Origin of the sequence: Thermogutta terrifontis, from assembly GCF_002277955.1 — a bacterium.
GTDB classification, from domain to species: Bacteria; Planctomycetota; Planctomycetia; order Pirellulales; family Thermoguttaceae; genus Thermogutta; species Thermogutta terrifontis.
This window is the reverse complement of sequence record NZ_CP018477.1, coordinates 1,164,023-1,186,580: the sequence shown is the minus strand read 5'-3', so window position 1 is coordinate 1,186,580 and position 22,558 is coordinate 1,164,023. Positions and strand designations below refer to the sequence as shown.

General features: G+C 55.3%; 13 protein-coding genes. 1 reads left to right on the top strand and 12 read right to left on the bottom strand.

Annotation, left to right across the window (positions count from 1 at the left end; all coding sequences use genetic code 11):
• Positions 1–148: 148 nt before the first annotated feature.
• From THTE_RS04425 to mdh, 4 genes are all read right to left on the bottom strand, one after another.
• Entirely contained in the window at positions 149–3,046 is a 2,898-nt protein-coding gene (locus tag THTE_RS04425) for a multiheme c-type cytochrome (protein WP_095414298.1), read from the bottom strand.
• A 770-nt stretch (positions 3,047–3,816) separates the two neighbouring features.
• The gene (locus THTE_RS04415) at positions 3,817–4,191 is read right to left on the bottom strand and encodes a hypothetical protein (RefSeq protein ID WP_095414296.1); all 375 of its coding nucleotides are present in this window, start codon (positions 4,189–4,191) and stop codon (positions 3,817–3,819) included.
• Between the two features lie 237 nt (positions 4,192–4,428).
• The gene (locus THTE_RS04410) at positions 4,429–5,151 is read right to left on the bottom strand and encodes an alpha/beta hydrolase (RefSeq protein WP_095414295.1); all 723 of its coding nucleotides are present in this window, start codon (positions 5,149–5,151) and stop codon (positions 4,429–4,431) included.
• A 462-nt stretch (positions 5,152–5,613) separates the two neighbouring features.
• The gene (mdh, locus tag THTE_RS04405) at positions 5,614–6,561 is read right to left on the bottom strand and encodes a malate dehydrogenase (RefSeq protein WP_207651780.1); all 948 of its coding nucleotides are present in this window, start codon (positions 6,559–6,561) and stop codon (positions 5,614–5,616) included.
• A gap of 614 nt (positions 6,562–7,175) precedes the next feature.
• Between mdh and THTE_RS04400 the strand changes: the two genes are divergently transcribed.
• Entirely contained in the window at positions 7,176–8,387 is a 1,212-nt protein-coding gene (locus THTE_RS04400; protein WP_095414293.1) for a 2,3-bisphosphoglycerate-independent phosphoglycerate mutase, read from the top strand.
• 63 nt (positions 8,388–8,450) lie between these two features.
• On the opposite strand, the gene THTE_RS04395 is transcribed toward THTE_RS04400, so the two are convergent.
• The 8 genes from THTE_RS04395 to THTE_RS04360 form a co-directional block, all read right to left on the bottom strand.
• Positions 8,451–9,626, bottom strand: coding sequence for an NPCBM/NEW2 domain-containing protein (locus THTE_RS04395; RefSeq protein WP_157731736.1), 1,176 nt, complete (start codon positions 9,624–9,626; stop codon positions 8,451–8,453).
• A gap of 274 nt (positions 9,627–9,900) precedes the next feature.
• Positions 9,901–11,019, bottom strand: a complete 1,119-nt coding sequence (locus tag THTE_RS04390) for a prenyltransferase/squalene oxidase repeat-containing protein (RefSeq protein ID WP_095414291.1) — start codon at positions 11,017–11,019, stop codon at positions 9,901–9,903.
• Positions 11,020–11,134: 115 nt separating this feature from the next.
• A complete protein-coding gene (locus tag THTE_RS04385; RefSeq protein WP_157731734.1) occupies positions 11,135–11,719 on the bottom strand; it encodes a hypothetical protein in 585 nt (194 codons plus the stop codon).
• A gap of 148 nt (positions 11,720–11,867) precedes the next feature.
• Complete coding sequence (locus THTE_RS04380) at positions 11,868–15,629, bottom strand: DUF4175 family protein (protein ID WP_095414289.1); 3,762 nt, start codon at positions 15,627–15,629, stop codon at positions 11,868–11,870.
• A gap of 189 nt (positions 15,630–15,818) precedes the next feature.
• On the bottom strand, positions 15,819–18,140 hold the full coding sequence (locus THTE_RS04375) for a vWA domain-containing protein (protein ID WP_157731732.1): 2,322 nt from the start codon (positions 18,138–18,140) through the stop codon (positions 15,819–15,821).
• Between the two features lie 195 nt (positions 18,141–18,335).
• A complete protein-coding gene (locus THTE_RS04370) occupies positions 18,336–20,543 on the bottom strand; it encodes a BatA domain-containing protein (RefSeq protein WP_095414287.1) in 2,208 nt (735 codons plus the stop codon).
• A gap of 42 nt (positions 20,544–20,585) precedes the next feature.
• Positions 20,586–21,491 (bottom strand): DUF58 domain-containing protein, encoded by a 906-nt coding sequence (locus THTE_RS04365; RefSeq protein WP_168175786.1) that lies wholly within the window; start codon positions 21,489–21,491, stop codon positions 20,586–20,588.
• Positions 21,466–22,494 (bottom strand): AAA family ATPase, encoded by a 1,029-nt coding sequence (locus THTE_RS04360; RefSeq protein WP_095414285.1) that lies wholly within the window; start codon positions 22,492–22,494, stop codon positions 21,466–21,468. The genes THTE_RS04365 and THTE_RS04360 overlap by 26 nt, the downstream gene beginning before the upstream one ends.
• Between the last annotated feature and the right edge of the window lie 64 nt (positions 22,495–22,558).

The window sequence follows — 22,558 nt, the reverse complement described above, 5'->3', positions numbered from 1 at the left end:
AATTCGTGAATTGCCCCTGAAGCAAATTGCGTCCATGCCGTCTCAGGGGGTCTTTGCAAAAGTGGGGATGGATCAGCGCCATGCTCCCCTTGCCTTCCCCAACCTGTTGCAAACACCGGCATCTTCCGGCCGGCTAATAAGGCTACCCTCACGGCAGATTCCCTCCTGGAATCGGCTGTTTTTCGCCGGCACGTTCCATGGGGGAAGAATCGTTCATCGCGGCTGCCACGGCGGTGCTGGTTTTTCGCTCCAGCGGCGATTTCAGTCGATAAACCGCCACGGCCTCTGCCGCCCGATTTGCCCAGGGGTACCTGGCCCGGGCCGCGGCCACCGCGAAATCGCGTGCATTGTCGTCGGGTTTGTAACGTTGATGAGCCTCTCGATGAGCGCTGGCCAGCTCATTTTGGCCCAACATCTGGTAGAGGAGCGCCAGATTGTAATGCGCGGTGACATTCTCAGGATCCAGCGCGAGGGTCCTTTTGAATACACCCACCGCCTCCCGCAGCAACTCGTCCCTTTGCTCACGCTGCGCCGGACTTCGATTGCGCCGCGCCAGGTCGAAGAGCGTTTCGCCGAGAAGGTTAATCACCTCGTAATCCCAGCGAAAATCGAATCGGCGACGGATAAGTTCGCCCCGCGGTTCCTGCAGGACAAGCTGCCGCAACGTATCCGCCGCCTCTTTAATGTGGCCTTGCTGTCGGTTAATGACTGCGCTCAACCAGTTGACGGTCCACCACGGTACCTCGTCCGCTGGCCAGCGTGCTGTCCGTTGTAAAGCCGCGGTGGCCGCATCCAGTTCCCCTTCTACCTGATAGGCCCGGGCCAGGTTGATCGGCCCATGAACCACCCCCAACTTTTCCACCTCTTCGAAGGCTTCCCGCGCCTGCCGCAACTGAGACTTGCCTTTTAACAGCAGGCCGATTCCATAATCGTTCCAGCGTTCCCAAACCGCCACCGCCGGAGCCGGTTCCCGGGAATCCTGCCAGGCGATGCTGTTTTTGGCATCTTCCGTCGCGGGGACTTGCTCCGCAACGGGCAACGTCACCACGTCCCGGCAAATTTCTGTGATGGGTAACGTATTGATGTAGCCCTGCGGTGTCTCGCCACGTATCGGCGGCTCATCCGGTTTTCGCTGGCTCACCACGAAGTGCATCAGCTCCCAGTCGAATTTTCGGTAAAGGACCCTCGCCTCCACACGGATTTCCTTTCCCGCCCACTCACGGGGGACATCCAACAAATAGTGCACCACGGCCGCGGCACCGGGAGGAATCTGATGGTCGTACAACGGAACGAAGATGTCCTGGGGATTTCGCCGTGCGATCCGATTTCCGTTTCTATCGAGCATGAACACGTTGAGGAAATAGCTGTCCCGATCGACCTCACCTTTGGCGTCCAGTGCACCGCTTTCCGCCATCAGTTGGCCATTCACTTCCACCCGGAGATTGATCCAAACTTCATTGGAATCCGTTGTCCCCTGGGTGAAGGCGTGGCCGGTCTTCAGATTCCGCACGACAACCTCCAGCACATACGGTTGCCCCGGCACAAGAAGTGGCACCCGAGGTCGCAAGGGGGCGGCCTGCGGCCCGTCCACGGTCGCTCCCCAACGCAGGCCAAACAGATCAATCCGCAGAACGTCTTTCAAAAAGGCCTGGTGTTCAGCCACCACATCGTCCCGTCCCCGCAAATAAGGTAGCGCGGTGTTGGCCCCCGGAAACAGATGACTTTTAACCGCCAATCCCGCTACTCCCGCGTAGGTTTTCGCTCCGAAATCCTGCGACGCCACCGGTGGCATATGACATTCCGCACAGTTTTCTTTGGCCACCGGGGGATAATAGAAACTTCTCACGCTATGACCCGATACCCCACTGAGCAAAAATGAGTCGTAATGATTCTGGCCCCGCAAGAACTTGTAATCATTCAGGGCCTCTGGAATGTGAACCTTGTGGCACACGGAGCAAAACTCGGCTGTGCGGTGAAACGGCTTGAGGAACGTCCGCTTGTGAAATTCCGGCTTGGCCAGGATAAGCTGATGATTGATCCACCGAAGAACGGGATTGGTACTGAACGCGAATGGGTAATGGAGAGGCTCTTCGATCACGTAATCAGCGTTTCCCCGCACCGAGTTGATTTCCACGATGCCGTGGCAGCTCGTGCAGGTCAGACCGGCCTGCCCCAGCGGATCGTGCACGTCGTCGAAGTTCGGATCGTCAAATGCCCCAGAGAAAAACGGCACCGGATCGTGACAACCGGCACACCACCGGGCACGCCGAACTGTTCCTTCCCGCGACAAGGAAAACTGCCGGGTCTCCCGAACCGACGCCAGATAGACGGGGTTGTTGAAGGAACTGAAGCGGTGCGCACTCTCCGCCCACTGTTTGTGGACATCAGGATGGCAATCCTTGCAGTAGTGCTCGTCCATCAGTACCCCGGCAGGGATGAACCCTCCCGATGCCGTCCGAGCTAGGGACGGCTCAAAATACCGTGTCCCTTCCTGAGGACGCCTTGTCCTCAAAAAGCGGGGATCAAACCAGTGAAATCCGAAGAACAACATCCCTATGAGCAGAGCGGCAACCCCACCTTGGACGAGCCTTCGCCAGGAAAAAGCCCCGCCTGCCCAACGGTGGCCCACGTAAATCCCGACGGCCAGCAGCGGTGCGACGAGATGTGCCCAGTAGAGGGTACTCCGCAGGAGTGGTGCTTTCACGACAAACGGACCGATTCGGCTGAGAAGAACGCCGGTCAAACATAAGACCGTGAGCACCAGAAGCAGGACCAGTCCCCAGATTCCCACCCGCTTACGGCGCCACCGCCACCTTGGGAGCACGTGGCTAACCGCAAATGCGATAAACAACCCGACAAAGAGAAATCCCCCCACAAGGTGGAGTAGAAAAGCATACTGATAAGCATAGTTTTGAAGGCTCCAGCCCGTCACGCGCTCCGTCCAGGAAATCCCCGCTAAATACAGGGCATTCCCGCAAAGCAGGAGAAACAACACTCCAAACGGAATGAAAAACCCACCGAATTTTTGGACCAGACGGTCAGGCATCGCTTATCGAAACCGCAACGGTAGGCAGCACGGCATGCTTTTTACCAATTCTGTCCTTTATTATTGGCTACACTGCCAGAAAAGAGCAATAAATTTGCCCGCCTGCTTGCGAACACACGATGACGACCAGCAAACGGTCATGGCCAATGAGCCGGTTGGTCGGGAAAACGGGCAGAAAAGACGGGACGCAGGAAGCCATCACCTGGACTCAGTCCCGCTTTTCGGTAGGATCTGCAACAAGCCCAGGGCCCAATACCCGGTAGGGGACAACTTGTGAATTGCCCCTCAATTTGAACAAGATTGAACCATGCAGACGGAGCCCGACTGGGGAAGGGCACTGTGAAATATCAGAATCCGGGGCTGACAAGCAGGTCCTTCCGCGGTGAATCTCACTCGTGGGCAAGGGCTTCCCGAAAATCCCACCCTTTTCCCACGGCGGGCAGGACAAACCCAGTCGTCACACCAATTTTCTCATGGTGCGATTGCGTAAAAAAGGCATGGGCACTCCACCGGTTCGCCGGCTGGACTGTCACTTAGAGGACCCCGGCCTGCTGGGCGGTAGGAAAAGGATCGGAAGCCACCCGCTGCTTAAATTGGGTATCGGTTCGCCCGGTAAAGGCTTTTCCGTCGGACGGCAGGGCTGCACACCCAGCGCCCCATGAGCTCGTTATCAGACAAACCAGAAGCACAAGGATCACTTGCCACATTGCTTTGGAAATACCATCCATGGCCGGTTCCTGGCCCTAACCATCCGACGACGAAAATGTCCCCTACGGCAACACCTGCTCCTGCCCCATCCAATCATAAACCGAATCGATTTTCTTTGGCTGTTCCTTCGGTTTGAAAAGGCGGTCGAAAAACGACTTTTTCTCTTCCTGCTTCTTGACCGCTCCGGGAGGATAGAACTGTGACCGCTGAGGCGGAGGCGATTTGTGCGGAACGAGCGAGGCCAAGCCGTCACCAACCTTCTTCAAACCCTGACCGATTGCCGCAAACGGGTTGGGCAACTTGGGGAGACTCAGCCCAGAGGAACTCGCCGGCTGGCTGGAAGGTGCCGAAGTCGCTGCCCATGCCATCCCCGCAAGTGAAACCAGACATCCTACCAGCCCGATGATTACGGCCATCTTCCATTCACGTCGAGACATAACTCCCCTCCGTCGGCAGTGGAGATCCTCCTGCTTGTTCCGACCGATTCATCACAACCTCCGGGACACCAAGCTGTACCAAATTTCGTGAATGGAGTCTAGACCAATTGGTCAGCCGTGCAATTGGGCGGGTCTGCGACCGTGCGGCTGTGAGAAGCGATGCTCAATGCCCAGGCGAGAACCGAAGCTCGCACCCGGCGCGACGCGCCAGGCATCGAGCTCTCCAACATGCGCAGGCTACAAAGTGAGGACTAGTTCCATGAGCCAACGATTCACATCCGCCAAAACAAGCGGGCTCAGTTCGCTCGATCCCGGATACTGACGCAACACCGCATTCATTCCCGCCATGTGGAGCCGCTTAAGATCACACGCTGCAGATGCCGGTGAATACGTCGGACTTTCCCCCGCCACAACGAGTAAAATCGGCAGGCGGCGCGCTTCGCGATAGCGTGCTAGTGGTCTCTCCCCACACGGTACAGGTCCACCCAGGGAAACCACACCCGCAAAAACCTCCGGCCAACGCCATGCGAGCCTCAGCGCCATCGTCCCGCCCGTGCTGTGTCCCACCAGAAAAATCTTGCGTCGGGCGATACAAAAACGTTTGGCCGCCGTCTCGATAAGCTCAAACACCCTTGCTTCCGCCTCAGCGATGCCTTCAGGTGTTTGCGGCCAGCCCCACGCCTTATCATCTGCCCCCACTTCAACTCCTCGTGGAGCAATGGCCACATAATTCCGCAAATCGATTTGGGGCATGACATGGAGGAGTTCGTTCTCGTGATCTCCCGTCGTGCCGTGAAGCCACACCAGGAGCGGATATTCATAGTTGGGCTCGTAATGAAGAGGCGCAACAATCGCACGAGGTAAACTGTGACGTCGACGGGTGATCTCTTTGCGTTCGCTGCCTGCCAGAGTTGATCCTTCGGCAAACATTCCCTCCGCGAAAGAGTTGCGATCTTCCATCACGAGACTCCCGGTGGTTGAAGAAGTCACTGTTTCGCGTGCCAAAAAGAGTCCCCATCAGCCATTGGGCCAGCAGTTACCCTAACGTCAAAAACGTCAAAGACGTGAAAAACTTTCCCCGCTGGCTTTGCCGGCTGACAGTGCTCCCGCGACGGCAAACCCACCGAGTCTGGCGAAAAACAAAAACTCCCCCAAAGTGACGTACTCCACGATGTTTTTCGCCCGACCCGGCATCCCCACACGCGGTAAGTAAACAAGGGTTTTACCGCAGCGATGCCGCCCTGTCAACGCGTCTTTCCCATCACATCGTTATCCGAGACGCCAATGTAGCGCTATTAACAACACCAACATGGCATCGGTCAGCAACGGAGAGACAAAATTCGATCGCCACGGGCATTGCCGTTCCCTCTTGAGCCGGCATTACCCCGACGATGCCGCAAAAGGGCCCCCAACCCCTTGCGATCAACCCCGCAGGAGCCTGTTCATCGTCTCCACCAGATTCTTGACCGCCTGGACACTCTTTTCAAAGGCCGCCTTTTCTTCCGGCGTGAGCTGAAGTTCGATGATTTTCTCCACTCCATCCTTGCCAAGAATCACCGGCACCCCGATGTAGTAGCCCCCTACACCGTATTCACGATCACAATAGGCCGCACAGGGCAAAAGTCGCTTTTTATCCTTGATGATTGCCTCAATCATCTGTGCCGTGGCCGCCGCCGGGGCATAATACGCACTCCCTTTTTGAAGGAGTTGCACAATTTCAGCACCGCCGTCCCGCGTCCGCTGCACGATGGCATCGATCCTTTCTTTGGGCAGAAGCTGGGTCAACGGAATGCCGCTTACCGAGCTGCAACTGGCAAGCGGGACCATTGTATCCCCGTGCCCGCCCAGGAGCATCGCGGACACGTCCTCCACGCTCACACCCAGCTCCATCGCCACAAAAGTGCGAAACCGCGCCGTGTCGAGCACACCCGCCTGACCCATCACGCGATATGGCGGAAACCCGGTCACCTGCCACGTTCTTTGAACCATCGCGTCGAGTGGATTACTGACCACAATCACGATGGCGTTTGGACTTGTCTTTTTGACCTGCTCTGCCACACTCCCCACAATTTTGGCATTGGTGGCAAGCAAGTCATCCCGGCTCATTCCCGGCTTTCGCGGAATGCCAGCAGTAATCACCACCACATCACTGTCCGCCGTGTCCCAGTAATTGCTCGTGCCCGTGATCTTGGCATCGAAACCCATAATTGGCCCGGCCTGCATCAGGTCGAGGGCCTTTCCCTTCGGCATATCACCCACCTCGGGAATATCCAGCAGAACGATGTCGCCCAGCTCAGCCGCCGCACACCAGTGAGCCGTTGTGGCTCCCACATTCCCCGCTCCAATAATGCTGATCTTTGCACGTCTCATCACATTCACTCCTCATTCACTCGGGCCGATCGGGACAGATGGCACATGAACACACCACCTGGCCTTTATGCCATGCCTTGCCAAAGGAACTCAAAATTGTTCGCAGGGCGTCAAGTGTCTGCAATTTGCGAGTTCACGCCATCTTTACAAATTTTGCCGGTTAGCGGCTCGGCAATGTCACAAGTTGCCCCCATGATTGTAACCCTTCGCGGAGAACCGCCAAGCCAGACACATCGCCACTTTTCCTCCGCCAATCGAAACGCGAACACCACACGGGCTTGTGTGGGAGCGGAATTCGGTTCAAAGGAACCTCCTTGCCAGGGCCAATTCCCAACGTTTGGATGATCCATGTCGTCGGCCGCGCCCCCACTGCCGGGTCCCGTTACTGGTTAAACGGTAGGGGCAATTCATGAATTGCCCCTACCACATCTTGTGCCCGCGATATCTTGTAGTTTTCACAAAAGTGCGGCTGGTCCAGACGCCAAGCCCCTTGCGGACGGCGGTCAAACGTGGTAGTTAAAACTGTTTGTAGAGGTTTCATCTCGGAAGCGACAAAGTGCTGGCCTGTGGCGTTGCCATTTCACTGGACAAAAAGAACATTCGAGGTAGCCGACATGGATATTCAAAAAGTCGTTGCGGAGCTTAAGGAGGACAAAGGCGGCCGGATCATTCTCATGGTGGCCGATGGACTGGGCGGTCTTCCCCTCCAGCCCGGCGGACCAACCGAGCTGGAAGCCGCCAAAACACCCAATCTCGACCGCCTGGCGAGCCGGGGCGTTTGTGGACTTATGACGCCCATCAAGCCGGGAATCACACCTGGGAGTGGCCCGGGACATCTGGGGCTTTTCGGTTACGATCCACTCAAATACGTGATCGGTCGTGGCGTCCTGGAAGCCACAGGCATCGGCTTTGCCGTTGGCCCGGATGATATCGCTATCCGTTGCAATTTCTGCACCCTGGACGGCGAAGGCCGGATTATCGATCGGCGGGCAGGCCGCATTCCTACCGAAGAAAGCGCCGCCCTGGTTCAAAAGCTCAAGGCCATCCGTATCCCCGGGGTGGAAGTGTTCGTGGAACCGGTGAAAGAACACCGTTTTGTGGTCGTGTTTCGGGCCCCGGGTCTGGGAGCCAATGTAGCCGACACCGATCCCCAACAGGTTGGCGTCCCTCCGCTTGATCCTCAGGCCCACGACGAACCCAGCCAGAGAACCGCCCAAATCGCCCGTCAGTTCATCACCGAGGCTCGAAAAATCATCGGTCAGCACCCCAAAGCCAATGGGCTGACCATGCGCGGATTTTCCAAACGCCCGGACCTTCCCTCGTATCGGGAAGCCTATGGCCTGAAAGCTGCCGCCATTGCCGTCTATCCGATGTACAAGGGGCTGGCAAGCCTGGTCGGAATGGATCTGCTGGGCCAGCCCTCCACTCTCGATGAAGAGATAGACGTGCTAGAAAAGGCCTGGAAAGAAACCGACTACGATTTCTTTTTCGTTCACTTCAAATACACGGATTCTCGGGGGGAAGATGGTGATTTCGACGCCAAAGTCAAGATGATCGAGCAGTTCGACTCCGTCATCCCCAGAGTCGAGGCCCTTCGCCCCGACGTCCTCATCGTCACCGGCGATCACAGCACTCCGGCCAAGTTGAAGAGCCATAGTTGGCATCCTGTGCCCACGCTGCTGGTGGCAGATACCTGCCGTCCGGATGGGGCCACGGAATTCAGCGAACGAGCGTGTCTCCACGGGGGCCTGGGCCACTTCGAGGCCATGTACCTCATGCCCCTCGCGCTCGCCCATGCAGGCCGACTCGCCAAGTTTGGCGCCTGAGATTCCGGCACCGGTAGGTGACTCGACCGAATGCCACCACTCACCTGAATTGCGGCGGGTGAATTACGGCTGGCTGGATACCGACCGGATGAGTCGCGCGTTCAGCCAATCCGCATAGTCCAGTTCGTCAGCTCGCTCACTAAATTCGACTACAAGATCGATTCGTTCCGCTCCCCGTACATCCACCTGGATCGGCCGGGGGTTCTCGTTGCCGCGAACCGGCCCCACGACGCTTCGCGACTGTCCATCCACAAGGACGCGAAAGACCACACTTCCTGCCCCCTGTGATAGATCATCGAGCGCTAACTCAGATTCAAACCTCTCAAATTGCTTTTTCAAACTATAAGTGAGCCGACTGGCACTATAGACTCCCAGACCCTTGATGTACACCCGTCGATTCACCCGCAACAGCCCCCCTCGATTGTTTCGATCCCGATAATACGGCCTCACATACTCAAGAAACGGGACGAACAAATAGCGATCCGGTTCTAAATCCGAGAGATAGACGATGTTTTTATTGAGCACCTGTACAAAACAGACGGCCTTTAACGGAATAGTCACAATCTTTCCTGCCAAGCTTGCTCTCAGCACCTGATCACCATACGGAGATGGTCGTGATCCGCCTGCTTCCGCATCATGCTGCTTTTCATCTCCCCGCGAGTCAATGCGAATCAGAATCCGACTGCCATCTTCCAGGCCAATCCAAACGCGTGTCTCGCTCTGAGCCGCGGGAATAACGGCGGTTGTTCCCGATTTACGAAACCGCAATGCTCTCAGATTGACAAGCGGAAAGGATTGCTCCCCCAAAACACTGCTGACTGTCAGAGTTTCGCCGCCCGCCCAGTTCCTTAGTTCTCCGGCCAGTTGATCACCATTTAGAAAAAGCACGCCCTCCCCCTCTTCCAGCAGGGTGCCCATCAATCGATCCTTCAAGGTCGGGTCCCGCGGATTCTTCAGAACTACCCCGGCGCATACAACTCGGGGAAGGCGAAGTTCCCCCAGTTCGGGATGGACCCAGCCTAACTCGTCTGTTGTGACGGCGGTCAACCGACCGGCCAGCGCTGACCCATCTTGCAAGAAGAGACAGCTTGGGCCCTGGACATCCGAGAGTTCTCCCCAGTAAACCAGTTCCTCAATTGGGCACTTCCACAGGCTATCTCCAGCACGAAAGAGTAATTGGCCTTGCTCCCAGCCGACCAACACGCCTTGCCTGTTTTCTCCGCTGAGCAGCCGCGCCACCGGATAACTCTTCCCTTCTTCACACAGACCTGTAGCCAGAAGCGCGTGCCACCAAAGAACACACCACAAAAGCGGGCAAAGCAATCGAGACCACCTTCGGAGAAGGCGATGGTTTTTATTTAAAAAAAGCACATGTTTAAATTCTGTATACATATTGCTCCAGATGACACATTCGCAGGGATCGTAAGCCGTTTTCCTTTTCTATGGAACACATATTATTGACTGCACGTGCCGTCCTGTGTAAACCCTTCGGATGCCGAAGCCTCGCTGCCAGTCATCGCTCAAAAATAGGTAAATACTGGTAGGGAAGTTGCAGCACCAGAAGGGCCATGGCGGTTCCGAGCTCGGGTGAGATCGGGTCGCTCCACGAACCGTCAGGTTGCTGCCGCGCCACGAGGTCATCCCGAATCGCAGGGAAATACCGGTGCCAGGCGGCTCCTCCCTTCTGCCACATAGCTTGTACACAATAATAGTGACCATAATAGTAGTACGGTTCCTGTCTGATAACACCGGGTTCCGGAACAAAGCGCAACAGATAGTTAATACCACGATCTATCTCTTCTCCCTCATAAATCCCAGCACTGAATAACGCGACCAGCGCCGCAGCGGACCTTGCGAAAGCGCTTTCTCCCGGTACGCTCATATAACGGAAGCCACCATCTGGATTCTGGCACCGTCGCACATAAGCCACGCAGCGCTCCACGGTATTCTTGGGAACATAGATACCTGCGTTTCTGGCGGCTCGCAGGGCCATGATCTGACACACCGTTACAGAAATATCCGCGTCCAGTTTCTGAGGTTGATACCGCCACCCACCTTCGTCATTTTGCGTGTTCACAATTAACCGCACAGCCCGTGTCAGCTTGTCCTTAAGATCGGGGCGGGAGACCGATCCCCAGCATTCCGCCAGAAACAACGTGGCGAACCCATGCTCGTACATCGGCCCGCGACTGGCTGCTCCGACATTGAGAATCAGACCATTCTCTCGGCATTGCCCCAGTACATAATCCAGCGCTCGGCTGAGTTCTTTGCCAAACCGTCCCCGGCCGGGCAGACTTCCCTCCGCCAGAAAAGCCATTCCCGCAAGCGAAGTCACCGCCACATTGCCCCGATAAGCCCCAGATCCGAACGAACCATCCGGATGTTGATGACCAGCGAGGTAAGCCAGACCTTTTTCAATACTCTTCTCGGCATCCGGGGTGAGCCAGTCCACCCTTCCTATGGTCTCCCCCCAGGCCGTACTCGGAAAACCTCTCAGGTTGCTCCCCGCAAGTAACGCCCAGAACAGCAATCCAATATTTAACCGCAACCCCCACACGGCCGTTTTCGACTGCTTTGCAGGACCGCCAGTGGCACTGATGCTCCACTCAATACTCGTGGTAGAACGTTGCATGTTGGATCATCCCACGTAGAATCCTTTTTATCCCAGCGATTATTTCCCATTCTCAGCACGCTAGCTCTGTACGATACAGTTGATCGCTTCGGACTTCATGCAATATCATACTCGTTCACTCCATCCGATCGCTGGTCCCCGGAGGTTGGCCTGGAATAACCGTGGATTTCTGTGCCCGAGATAGTTCTCTGTAATACGATTCTATCAGGGCACGATACTTGGGGATAAAGGTTTCAAAGGTCTGCTGCGTGAGCGGCGGTCGCTCGCGAGGTGGGAGACGTCCCCAAATAGCTTCCAAATTTGATCGCCAATCGTCCGTCGTCCCCTCCCCGATAGAGCGGTCACGCCGCTGTGCGCCGGCCCGGGCCGTCCCTGGCTTCTCCGCGGCGGTTTCCTGACGCTCCGTCGCTGCCTGCTGCGAGGGCGACGCCGGAGCAGGCATGGGCTGTGCATTCGGCTGCGCTGACGCAGCCCCGGCAGAAGCCAGAAGCTTGTCCAGCTCTGCCACAATCTGTCGTTGCAGTTCACGCGTTGATAGGCTTACATCACGCTTTTGCAGGCGTTGCGCGGCTTCGCTCGCCAGGGCTAGAATGTGTGACATCACATCCGCTTCATTCATCCACTGGGCCCCCAGACCACGGCGGTTGTCCTCCTGCAATCCCTCGAGCTGACTTTGATTCGGCGACGAGTTTCGCTTCAAAACCTCCTGAGTATACGCCGTCTGATCAATCGCAGCCAGCAAAACCAGTGATATAATACAAATCGCTGTGCAATTACTATATCGACTTTTATGTATTCTCAACATAGTTCAAATCCGCAAAAGTGCTTCAATAACCATGCAAAATTTATTATGGCTTTAACAGATCGTCGACTGTGCCCGGCTGGCCTGGCCGAGATGATGGACTTTCCGGCTTCAGCACGGGACGATTCTCTTGAGGACCAATTGGCTGACCAAACGTCCCATCCGGCGTGGACATCTGCTCGGTCATCTGTTCTTTCAGTCGTTGCATCAGTTGGACGACGCGGGCTTGTTCATTACTCAGTTTATCTAGAATATAACCGACTGCGGCAGAACTCCCACGTTGCTCAATTTCCTGCGCTATCCGGTCGGTTCGCTGGCGGATGGAATCCTGCAACGCTCGCAGTGTTTGTAATTGAAGAACAACCTCCCAGGAAAGCGACCCGCCAGGATTCTCTGAATCGGGAGCCATCGCACCGGAACCGGGCCCTCCATCCTGATTTTCCATGGTCCTGCCTTCAAACCGTATCCCTTCCGCCAGTGTGTTGAGCGACTCCATCGCCTCTCGCTGAACGGCCTGGGTCAACTCGCCGGTGTCGCCGGCCTGAAGGCGTTCACTTGCTGTCCCCATCGCCGCTTCCACTTCTCCCAATACTGATTCCCACACCGCCCAACCGGGAAGTTTTTCTTTCCACTCTCTTATTTGCGATTGTAATGCCTCCTGGTCACGTGCTAGACGACTGACTTCTTTCTGCCACACAGAACGTTGCTCGGGCGTTGTGGCTCGCGTCTTTTCCTCGTCCATAATTCTGGTCTTTTCCAAAAGCTGCGCCTGTCGCGTAATCGCCTCAGCCAGTTTCTGAGCCTGCTCGGCAAGCAGCCGGGAAGCTCCCTCGGCAGCCTCGGATAATCGCCGTTCGCTTAACTCTCGAAGCGCCCGGTCCAACTCCGTCAGCGCATTCCTTCCGTGCTCCAGGGAGCTTTTTCGATCCCTGGCCGAAGCCGCCTCCTGTGCGGCTTTCATCTCTCTTGCTCCTTTCGCGAGCATATTGCGGAGAGAATCTCCCTCCGGCGAAGGAATTTGCTGGATGAGCTCTTCCATTGCAGAAAGAACCTTTGCCTGTCTCTCGGCAAACTCCGCCTCTCCGTCTGGCTGGGCAATCTCCTGCCACCGCCGCTCGAATTCCTCAACCAGTAAGCGCTGACCGTCCTTCAATCCTTCAATTGCCTGAGCCAATTCCTGCCACCTTTCAATATTTATGTGCTGCTCATCTTTATTCCCCTGCAGAATCTTGAGCATCTCTTCTAAGATAGTGATCACCCTTTTTTGATATTCGACCGCCTCGCTGACCCGGTTTTGCCCGATCGCCTCGGCCGAATCGCGTACCAATCCCACGAGTCCGCTCTGAACCGCCAAAGCCACCGCCCGCGCGACCACACTGTCTTCGGGTGTAACCACCATTTCATGGGCCGATGTCAACTCCTCCCCTCCCGCCGCTCCATTTTGATCTGCCCTCTTATCTTCCCCGCCGGTCTCAGTCTTTTGAAGTGATGCGCCGTTGTTTCGACTGAACCGAGCCAGCAGCGTCTCCAGATCCGCGGCGACAAAACTTTCCTCGCGAGCCAGTTCTTCCAACCGTTGGCGCGCGTCCAGCGGCAGTTCCTGCAGCGACTTGCCCACGGTCTCACCACCCACTTTTTGAGTATTCTCATTGAGTGCTTTTTGTCTCAGCAGTATGACTTCCAACTGTCTCCGCAACGAATTTCGCCCTTTAAACCTGGCCAATAGTTCGAGAACGTCCTGCAGCGCGTTTTGCCAGCCTATCTGCTCCTGCTTAACTTTCTCTGCAACGTTTCTTATTCGTTCTATGTCATTCGCCACACTCGCACCGGCATCCTGCTTACCACTCATTTGCTGCGCCCATCGGGCAACAGTCCCACAGTCGGCCTGCAGGGAAATTGCCTCTTTTTCAAAACTTGTACGAAGTCGGTTTTCTGCTTCCACAAGGCCTGACCATTCGCCCAGATCGGAATAATTACTACGAAGCAGGATTATAATCCCCCGTAACCGCGGCAACACTCCATTCGGCTGATTGCCAATATCCTGGCACACCTGCGTTTGCAGAAGGTCAAGCGCATAGATGCGTTCGCCAAAATTCTGACGAATATCGTTATTCTTGATAACAGATGCCCATAAATCGCGCCACTCTTGATTGATACGAGACTGAATATTGTAGATATCGCTTATCCGATCATAGAGTTTCTCACACTCCGTGAGCATACGATCCCTGAATATATCCTGAGTAACTACCTCAATAGTGAGCGGACTACTTGAGGATGTTTGCTGATGATAATCCTCGGCAACGGCCGTGGCCGTCAGCGTCCCTTCTGATATTCCTTCCATTTGTGCCAGATCCAGCCACAAATCGCGATCGATGATCTCCCCCCAGGATTCCACGTCGGACATTCTTCCTCGGGGCTTGGGAGAGGGTTCCGGCCCTTCGAGTACCGCCACGCTGTGATGCCACGAGTCGTTGCGGAGGTCGATCGTCACCCGTTTCAGCGCCAGGTCATCTCTGGCAGAAATTCGCAAAGGCAACCGGCCAGCCCGTGTCGCCAGCAGAAAAGGCACCTGTGGTTGCACTGCCACGACCGGGGGAAGGTCAGGAATAACGCGAATCTCCCATTCGGGGTCACCGACCGACAGCGTGCCATCTTCGGCTTGGAGATGAACGCTGTACCGGCCCGAAGTTTCTAGCTTCCACTCGATGATCTGAGATTGGGCCGTGCTGGATCTAGGAGGAAACCGGAAGGTGCGACGATCATCGGCAAGTTCAGCAGCCAACTTTCCGCCTGGCTCCTGCACGATCCACACCCGTCGCAACGCCCGATCTGCCATGCCACGCAGACTGACTCGCGTACCGGCCACGGCTCGGATCGGCCCATCACTCACCTCCGCTTTCCAACCGGTGTAGGCCGGCGGTTCCAACTCCACCGCCAGTGAAGTCAAACGCGGTGGCTCAACGACTCGCACAAGCCGCCACGGGTGCGAGGAATCATCCCCACCCCAGATCCGAAACTCAAAATCCGATCGCACCTGGTCGCGCTGAAAATAAAAGCGATTGCCTCGACGCACCATGGGGAACCGGATGACAGCCGCTCGCTCGGTACCTTCGGCGTCGCGAAATGCAATCCACACATCTTCGGGCGTCAGCCCACGTTCTGTGGCCACTTCTATCACAAACTGCCCTCCCCGGGAGACGACCTCCGGATAGTTGAGGACTTTGAGATATGTTCTCTGTGGCCACGTGAGATCAGAAAATGGATTGAACAGTCGAATAAGTGCCGTGGCAAACACCACCGGCTGAACGATCAGACCACAACCAATCCCGCCTAATGTCACTAACCACAAATAGAAGGCGACCAAACCTGGCCCCTTTAAACGACGGCAGAGAGAGCTAATTTCCGTGGAATAAGTCTCTACTTCACTCATCAGGCGGGATCGTAATTCTGGCGAACCCCATCGTGGATCATCACCGGGGAGGTGAGCGAACTCCCAGGCCGCAGCCAGACGCCCCCGCCACCGCTCGTCCACCTGCTCCAGCCAACGCGCGACCATCACACCATTAATCCGCAGGCGGAAAACAGGATGAATAAATCTAAAATAACTAGCAACTATGACCAGCCCCGTCACCCCAGTGATGATGACACGCAGCCCCTTATCATTTATTCGCAGAACATAATCCATCCCGCATAACACTATGACAGCTACGCAGACGACGAGCCCTGCCCGGCCAACAGCCGCCAGTGACAGCCGCCGGTACAACCGATTTTCAAGATCGTTAATAACTTGAATAAATCCGTACTTCATAATTCAACTGCTTTTTCTCCACGGCACGGATCTCGCAATCGCGAGCGGCACGCCGAGGCCCTTCAATGCTTTCCATTAAATTCCCCATCGTGTTGTGACCTCACCACACCTCCTGATTTACCCTGCCTATGAGACACGTTCTGTCAAACACTTTGAAAGACCAACGAACATGAATGTTATAAATGACATTTACATCAGGCCCCACATTTTGCGTAAAGCCCACTCTATCGTGAGCATTCCGACTATAAAAGCGAGTATCAGCGGCTGATTCCATAAAGTGATCGGCGGCAGAATCTCCACGGGGCTGGCTTTGCCCGCAGGCAAACTATGTATCAGACGATCGATCTGCCCGACTCGATACACGGCGCCGCCGGTCCGCTTGGCTGCGGCTGCCATTTCTTCCCAGGCGACATCGGTCTGTTGCATCTCTTTTTTTGGGGGCAACACTGTAAAGCTTGTCCGCACCGACTCCCGTTCCCCAGCCAACCACGCCACATACTGCCCGGGCGTCAGATCATGCAGGACCGTTTGAAACGTATTTGCCTCCGGAGATCGGCGTTGAAGTGTTATTTGGCGCCGCGATCTTCCATCCTGTCCCAGCCACACCGTGACCTCTCCACCAAGGTCACTCTGACCGATTACTCCTTGTAACGTGATCCACACCGGATCACCCGGTGAGTACGTTTTTCGATCCGTGCTTAAAATTGCTCCTCCGCCTGTCTCCAGTTTCGATCGTGCCATACACCGTATTAATTCTATCCAGAACTGGCGATACCACATCAAATTATTAACTTTTCGCCACCGCCAGGTTTCATCCATTGCGTGAAAAAGCACTCGTCCTCTACCCACATACGAAAAAATACACACAGGGTACTGCCTTTGGTTTTTCTCCACTGTCGCGAGGATTCTCGCCCCTGGTTTTATATCTTTAATGTCGTGAAAGCAATAAATCCCGGGCAAGCGTGACCATATCTGCCGCGAGTCCTCCAGTGTCGTCCCCAGAAGAAACCACGGGACTCGCCAACCATCATCCGTAGGCATCACGCGACTTGCCGAATCCGCGACAATGTCCACGACCGAGCTTCCCGAGCTAATCGGCAGAACTCGGGCGAGCGGCGTCGACGCCGATGCTTCCCATCGCCAATTCGGGCCGGCAATCACCACGAGCCCGCCCGGTTTCTCATTCCGGTCCACAAACCCCGCCAAATCCTCCCAAACCCGCGGCGGAAAAACTGCCGCGGGCAGGTCCACTAAAATGATCACGTCCTGGGTCCACACTTCCTCCCGCGCCCCGCGAATAAGCCATAGTCCATTGTCCAAGTCTTCCTCCAACTCCGGATCGGCCGAGAGAAGAACCGATCGCAGCGTGATACTGCTTTCCCGGCCCAGACAATTCTGCAAAAAGCGATATTCAAATCCCGGTGTATTGCCAATGAGTAACACTCTGATCGCACGTTTTTCCACCCACAGTATCTTCGTTTGAGAGTTATTTTCCAGTGCCACCTCACCACTGACCGGCTGACATTCCAGTCGCAACACGATTTCGCCCACTCTTGGTGGCTGAAATGCCATAGTCACCTCCTGGCGCCCGGTTTCGGTGACATCCACTTTTTTCTCCATAAACACATTTTTATTCGATTCATCCACCAGGCGAACATACACCTGCTTGTCCCGCACGTGTTTTGTTACAATGTCCGCCCGCAATACTACCTTGTCCCCAGCAAATACCCGTTCTTCCATCAGCCAATTTTCGATCAACACATCCGGCCGTCGCCCCTCTGCCCCTAAAGCCACGAAAAAGACCGGAATAAACTGCCGGGCTGCTTCTTCGGCAGCGTCAGCTAGCGATGGCCCCTCGTTATTCACGCCGTCTGTAAACACAACCAACGCTGCGGGCGGCGCCCCCCGTAGCCTATCCAAGACCTGAAGAATACTCCGGCCCAGGGGAGTTGAAAGTCGCTGCGGGCGCGCGTCTTTTAATCGGTTCGCCACCTCATCAGCACTCTTTCCATCAATTGGTACATCATTAAGGAAATACACTCGCACACGATATTGGTCGGCCAGACGGTGTAAAAGGCCGCGTTCCCTGCTTGTCACGGCATCGATAGCAGCCGCCCAGCGGGATCGCGTGCTTTTTTCTCTATCGGATGCCGACTTCGCCGCAGCCGCGGTTGTCCCGACCGTTTCGTCTTCCACAGACATGCTCATCGAATCATCGAGAACGATCCCAATGAGCGGCCGACTCGTCCGCTGGGGAATAACAACCCACTGCGCGAGCATTGCTATGATTGCAAGAGTAACGCCTGCGCGAAGTAAAACGAGAATAATTCTTTGATATTTCGCAAGATCGATAGTACGCCGATAGTACCATCCCCAGAAAAAGGCCAAACATAACACCACGACAATTACGGTCACCCAGACCGGCCACGGCCACCCTCCGGCGATCTCGTACACGTACCCGTCGTCACGGACAACTTTTTCACCGATCATCCACTGGATTAGTTGCCTCATCGTTCACGACTATAATATCCGCGACCTGTGTGCGTCATGTCGTTGCTGGAGTCTCAATTATCGTTTGGCACATGCCCCATCTCCCCACCAGCCTTGACTCGCAGCCCAGTCGCATTGTGAACCCCACCAATCTCGCCTCGATGTGTGTGATACATACAGATATTTGTACATTCGTCTATTATTTTCTTCGCCATACTACTGTTTCCCTATATGAGCGATGACTATTTCTACCAGTATAAGCGCAAGAAGGCAGAGCAAAAGCAACCGGGAAAGCGTGTTACCCGACGTACCACCGGCCTGACTCGGGCTTTCGAGGATTTGACTTACAAGCTCCGCAGAGATCGTATGTGCCCCACGAAGGCCGTCCTTCAGCGCCTCCTCCCAACCCTCCCACCTGAGGTCGGACTCCTCCAAAGGGCTATTTACAGAGAATAAAGCCACCCCACGTGACTCCTGGCTACCACTATCAATTTCGGCCTTATAGACACCCGACCAGTCGGTCTGTGTGTATTTCCATTGCCAGGTCCCGTCGACAAGCTCAGCCGGCTCGCGCCAGGTCTTTCCCTGTGAGTCAGTGAGCCGGATGCGCGGCGCCTCGCGTGCACTCCGCATCGCCATGGACAAGCTCAGCGGTTGGCCGCAGACCAAAGTTCTTCCGGAAAGTCCGCCCGATAAAGTCCATGCTTTTATCTCTTGAATAAGAGGTACCCAGATCGGCCAGAGTGGGAGCGACGTCCAGCTCGTATCGGCTGAGGTGGTAATCAGAACTCCCCGACCCATGCCATATTCCCACGCAATAATGAATGGATCCTCGCTGGAATATCGCGCTACTATTTGGCATGGAATGGAATTGGTCGGCTGAAACCGCAAGTAATTCCGCACGGGAATCCGTGTCAGTCCGCTCCCTTCCCATCCTGCGAAAATCCGCGTGATGGCATGACGAGCATCTATGGGACCAGTTGTTATATTCGGCTTATTGACTATTTCTTCCAATCGCCCCGGGAGGAACGGTTCTTTTGTGTGCTCTAATTCGCCCGTCCGGTTGTACGCGGCTGTTTGAACCCGCGGGCCGGTAAAAACCACCAATCCACCGCCGAGGCGGAGAAAATCCGCGAGGAGCTCGATCTCACCCGGTGTTATCTGAGCTACATCGCACAGGACGACCATGTCAAAACGAGTAATATCTGACTCAAGAAGCCGCGATTCAGGAATTACGTGAACTTCTATCGGCCCGGTTTCTTGGGCCGATGATTCCGGGGTCAGTGCAAGCCGAACATAATCACTTGCTCCCTGGAAGGGTATTGGGGAATATCGACCATCAATACACAACACCCGCACCTGATTGCGGACCGAAACAACCACGCCCCGACGATTATCAATCGCAAGCTGATCGTCAGGAATAACTGCCTCAATCACATGATCCCCGGGTCTGGACGCCCGGTAGGACCAAATAAACATCCCATTATCGGGAGAGTTCCATTCCACCCGTGATTCGCCAATTTTAACACCATCTATGAACCATTCTACTGTTGCCGGTATTTCCTTTATACTCCCAAAAATAGTGACTTGTCCTGCAATGACCGTCTCTTCATTCCGCGAGCATACCAGCGGTGAAGCCTCCAGCCGCGTGATCGCCGCATTACTTCCCTGATCCCCCGCAACACGACAGACAACGAGTTCCGCCTGCCGAACCAGTTCCTCGGCGGTGCTGGAAAGCGCTGATCCCTGACGCCCAATTGCCTCATCCCAGGGCTCTCGCTGACCATCTGTAATAATCACAACCACGCAACGCGTAAGCTGCGGATATTCCTCGCGGAGACGCTGCGTTCGAACGAGAACCGTTTCCAAACACGCCAGCCAATCATTGCGAGTATGCCGGCACTTTAGTTGATCGACAATTTGCAGGAAGGATTGTCGGTCACTGATTGCCAGCTCCACCTCCCATGTCGGAGGTTGGGCTGCCTTTAACAAGCAGAACGCATCCGCTGGTCCGGCGTTCTTAACGATACTGGTGATCACATCCTTGGCCCGGTCGAAACACGACTTCCCTTGACTCGACTGGCACATAGACAGCGAGTCATCGACGACAAATATCCAGCCTGTGGCCGCCCGATATCCCATGGCCACAGCCGGAGACTCCACAATGGGCCGGGCAGCCGCCACAATGAGCAGCGCAATGGCGACCATCCGCAGTAAAAGCAATAAATACTCCCTCAACAATATCCGCCGTCTTTCGATAGCCAGAGCGGCCAGCACGAATTCCATGGCCGCCCAGTTCATCTCCACATGTTTTCGGCGATTCCACAGATGGATGACAATCGGAATAATGACGGCGGGCAATCCCAGCAAAATTGCTGGATCCAGGAATGAAAGGCTGAGGACGAACAGTTCCGCTTTATCCATCACGGTGATTGCTGCAATTCCCGCGACACAATCGCATGTTCGTTAAATGATCTTGATTTTCCTTCGGAAGGCCAGATACTCTCGTAGCACATGATCAAGTTTTTCCCGAGTCGTTGCCCTCACATAGTCCACTTTTAGACCATGGCAAATCCTTTGGATATTCCGCAAATATTGCTCCAGGCACCGCCGGTATGCGTGACGAAGGAGACGCGGATCGACCGCCACACTCTTAGAAATCTCCAACCCGCGCAGTAACACCGGATGTTGCAGATCGAAGGAGATTTCCTGATCATCAAGGATATGGAACACAATAGCCTCGTGATTCGCGTAACTGATATATTTCAAGCCCCGTTCCAACTGATTCAAATCCACGAGAAAATCGCCCACGATGACAATGACACCCCGTCGCGTCAGGCGTTCGGCCGCCTCATGAAGGACTGTTCCGATCGCCGTCGTACCGGCCGGCGATTCTTTCTCCAAGAGTTGAACGAGCTGCTGCCATTGTCCCCCACCTGCCTCTGGCCGTGCGAATACTCGATACTCCTCTGCAAAGACCCCGAGACCCACGCGGTCCTGCTGGGCAAGCACGACGTAGGCTAGCGCTGCCGCAGTGCACTGGGCATACTCCCACTTGCTGAGCGGGGCCTCATGGCTCTTAAAACCCATGCTTGCGCTCGCATCAACTAAAATCATGCAGGATAAATTGGTTTCCTGTTCAAAGCGCTTGATGTAAAACCTGTCTGTCTTTCCAAATACTTTCCAGTCCAAATAACGCAGGTCGTCCCCAGGGCTATATTCCCGATGTTCTGCAAATTCCACCGAAAAACCATGAAACGGACTGCGATGCATGCCCGTCACCGTTCCCTCCACCACCGCGCGGGCGCGCAGGGACAATCCGCTTATACTCGACAGCACCTGCGGGTCAAGAAACTTTGGGGAGTATGCCACGATTCACCAATTCATCTTCAGGGCGTGGAACAGAACGCAGCAGACGCTTGATTAAGTCGTCAGACTTAATCCCGTCCGCCTCAGCATTAAAGTTAAGCACCAACCGATGTCGCAGAACCGGAGGGGCCACCGCCTCCACATCCTCCAGCGATACCGCGGCCCGTCCGTGCAGTGCCGCACGCGCCTTTCCGGCCATCACAAGGCACTGCGCCGCCCGCGGACCGGCCCCCCACGTCACGTAATCTCTGATGAACTCGGGGGCCTCCTCAAATGACGGCCTCGTCCACCGTGCCAGCCGCACGGCATATCGAGCAACGTGCTCTGGAATCGCCACCCGCCGCACCAATCGCTGAATTTCTAAAACCTGTCGGGCATCGAGTACTGGCTCCACACGCGTCTCTGTGTCACTCGTCGTTCTCAATACAATATCCAACTCTTCGTTTTCGTCAGGATAATCAATAAGTATTTCTAACATAAAACGATCCAATTGCGCTTCTGGAAGGGGATACGTCCCTTCCTGTTCAATTGGATTTTGAGTGGCCAGCACGTAAAACGGCGGATCCAGAACGTGCCGCTGTCCACCCACGGTGACCTGCTGTTCCTGCATGGCTTCCAGCAAGGCGGCCTGCGTTTTCGGGGGCGTGCGATTGATCTCATCGGCCAGCACAATATTCGCGAAGATAGGACCGGGCAGAAATCGCAATTCACGTCGCCCGGTCGCTTTATCTTCCTGAATCACCTCGGTTCCCGTAATATCGGCGGGCATTAAGTCGGGTGTAAACTGAATTCTGCTGAATTTCAGTGACAAACACGAAGCTAGCGTCCGAATCATCAACGTTTTTGCCAGCCCCGGAACCCCCACTAAAAGGCAGTGACCTCGAGAAAACAGACCGATAATGAGCTGTTCAATAACGTCTTTCTGCCCGACAATCACCTTGGAGAGCTCGTTTGTGATCTTAATATATGCGTCCGTAAGCTGTTCAAGAGCTTTTTGTTCACTCATGCAGTTATCCTTCCATTTAGACGATGATTCGCGTTTAATCCACCGTATTGCGCTGGCCGCTGTG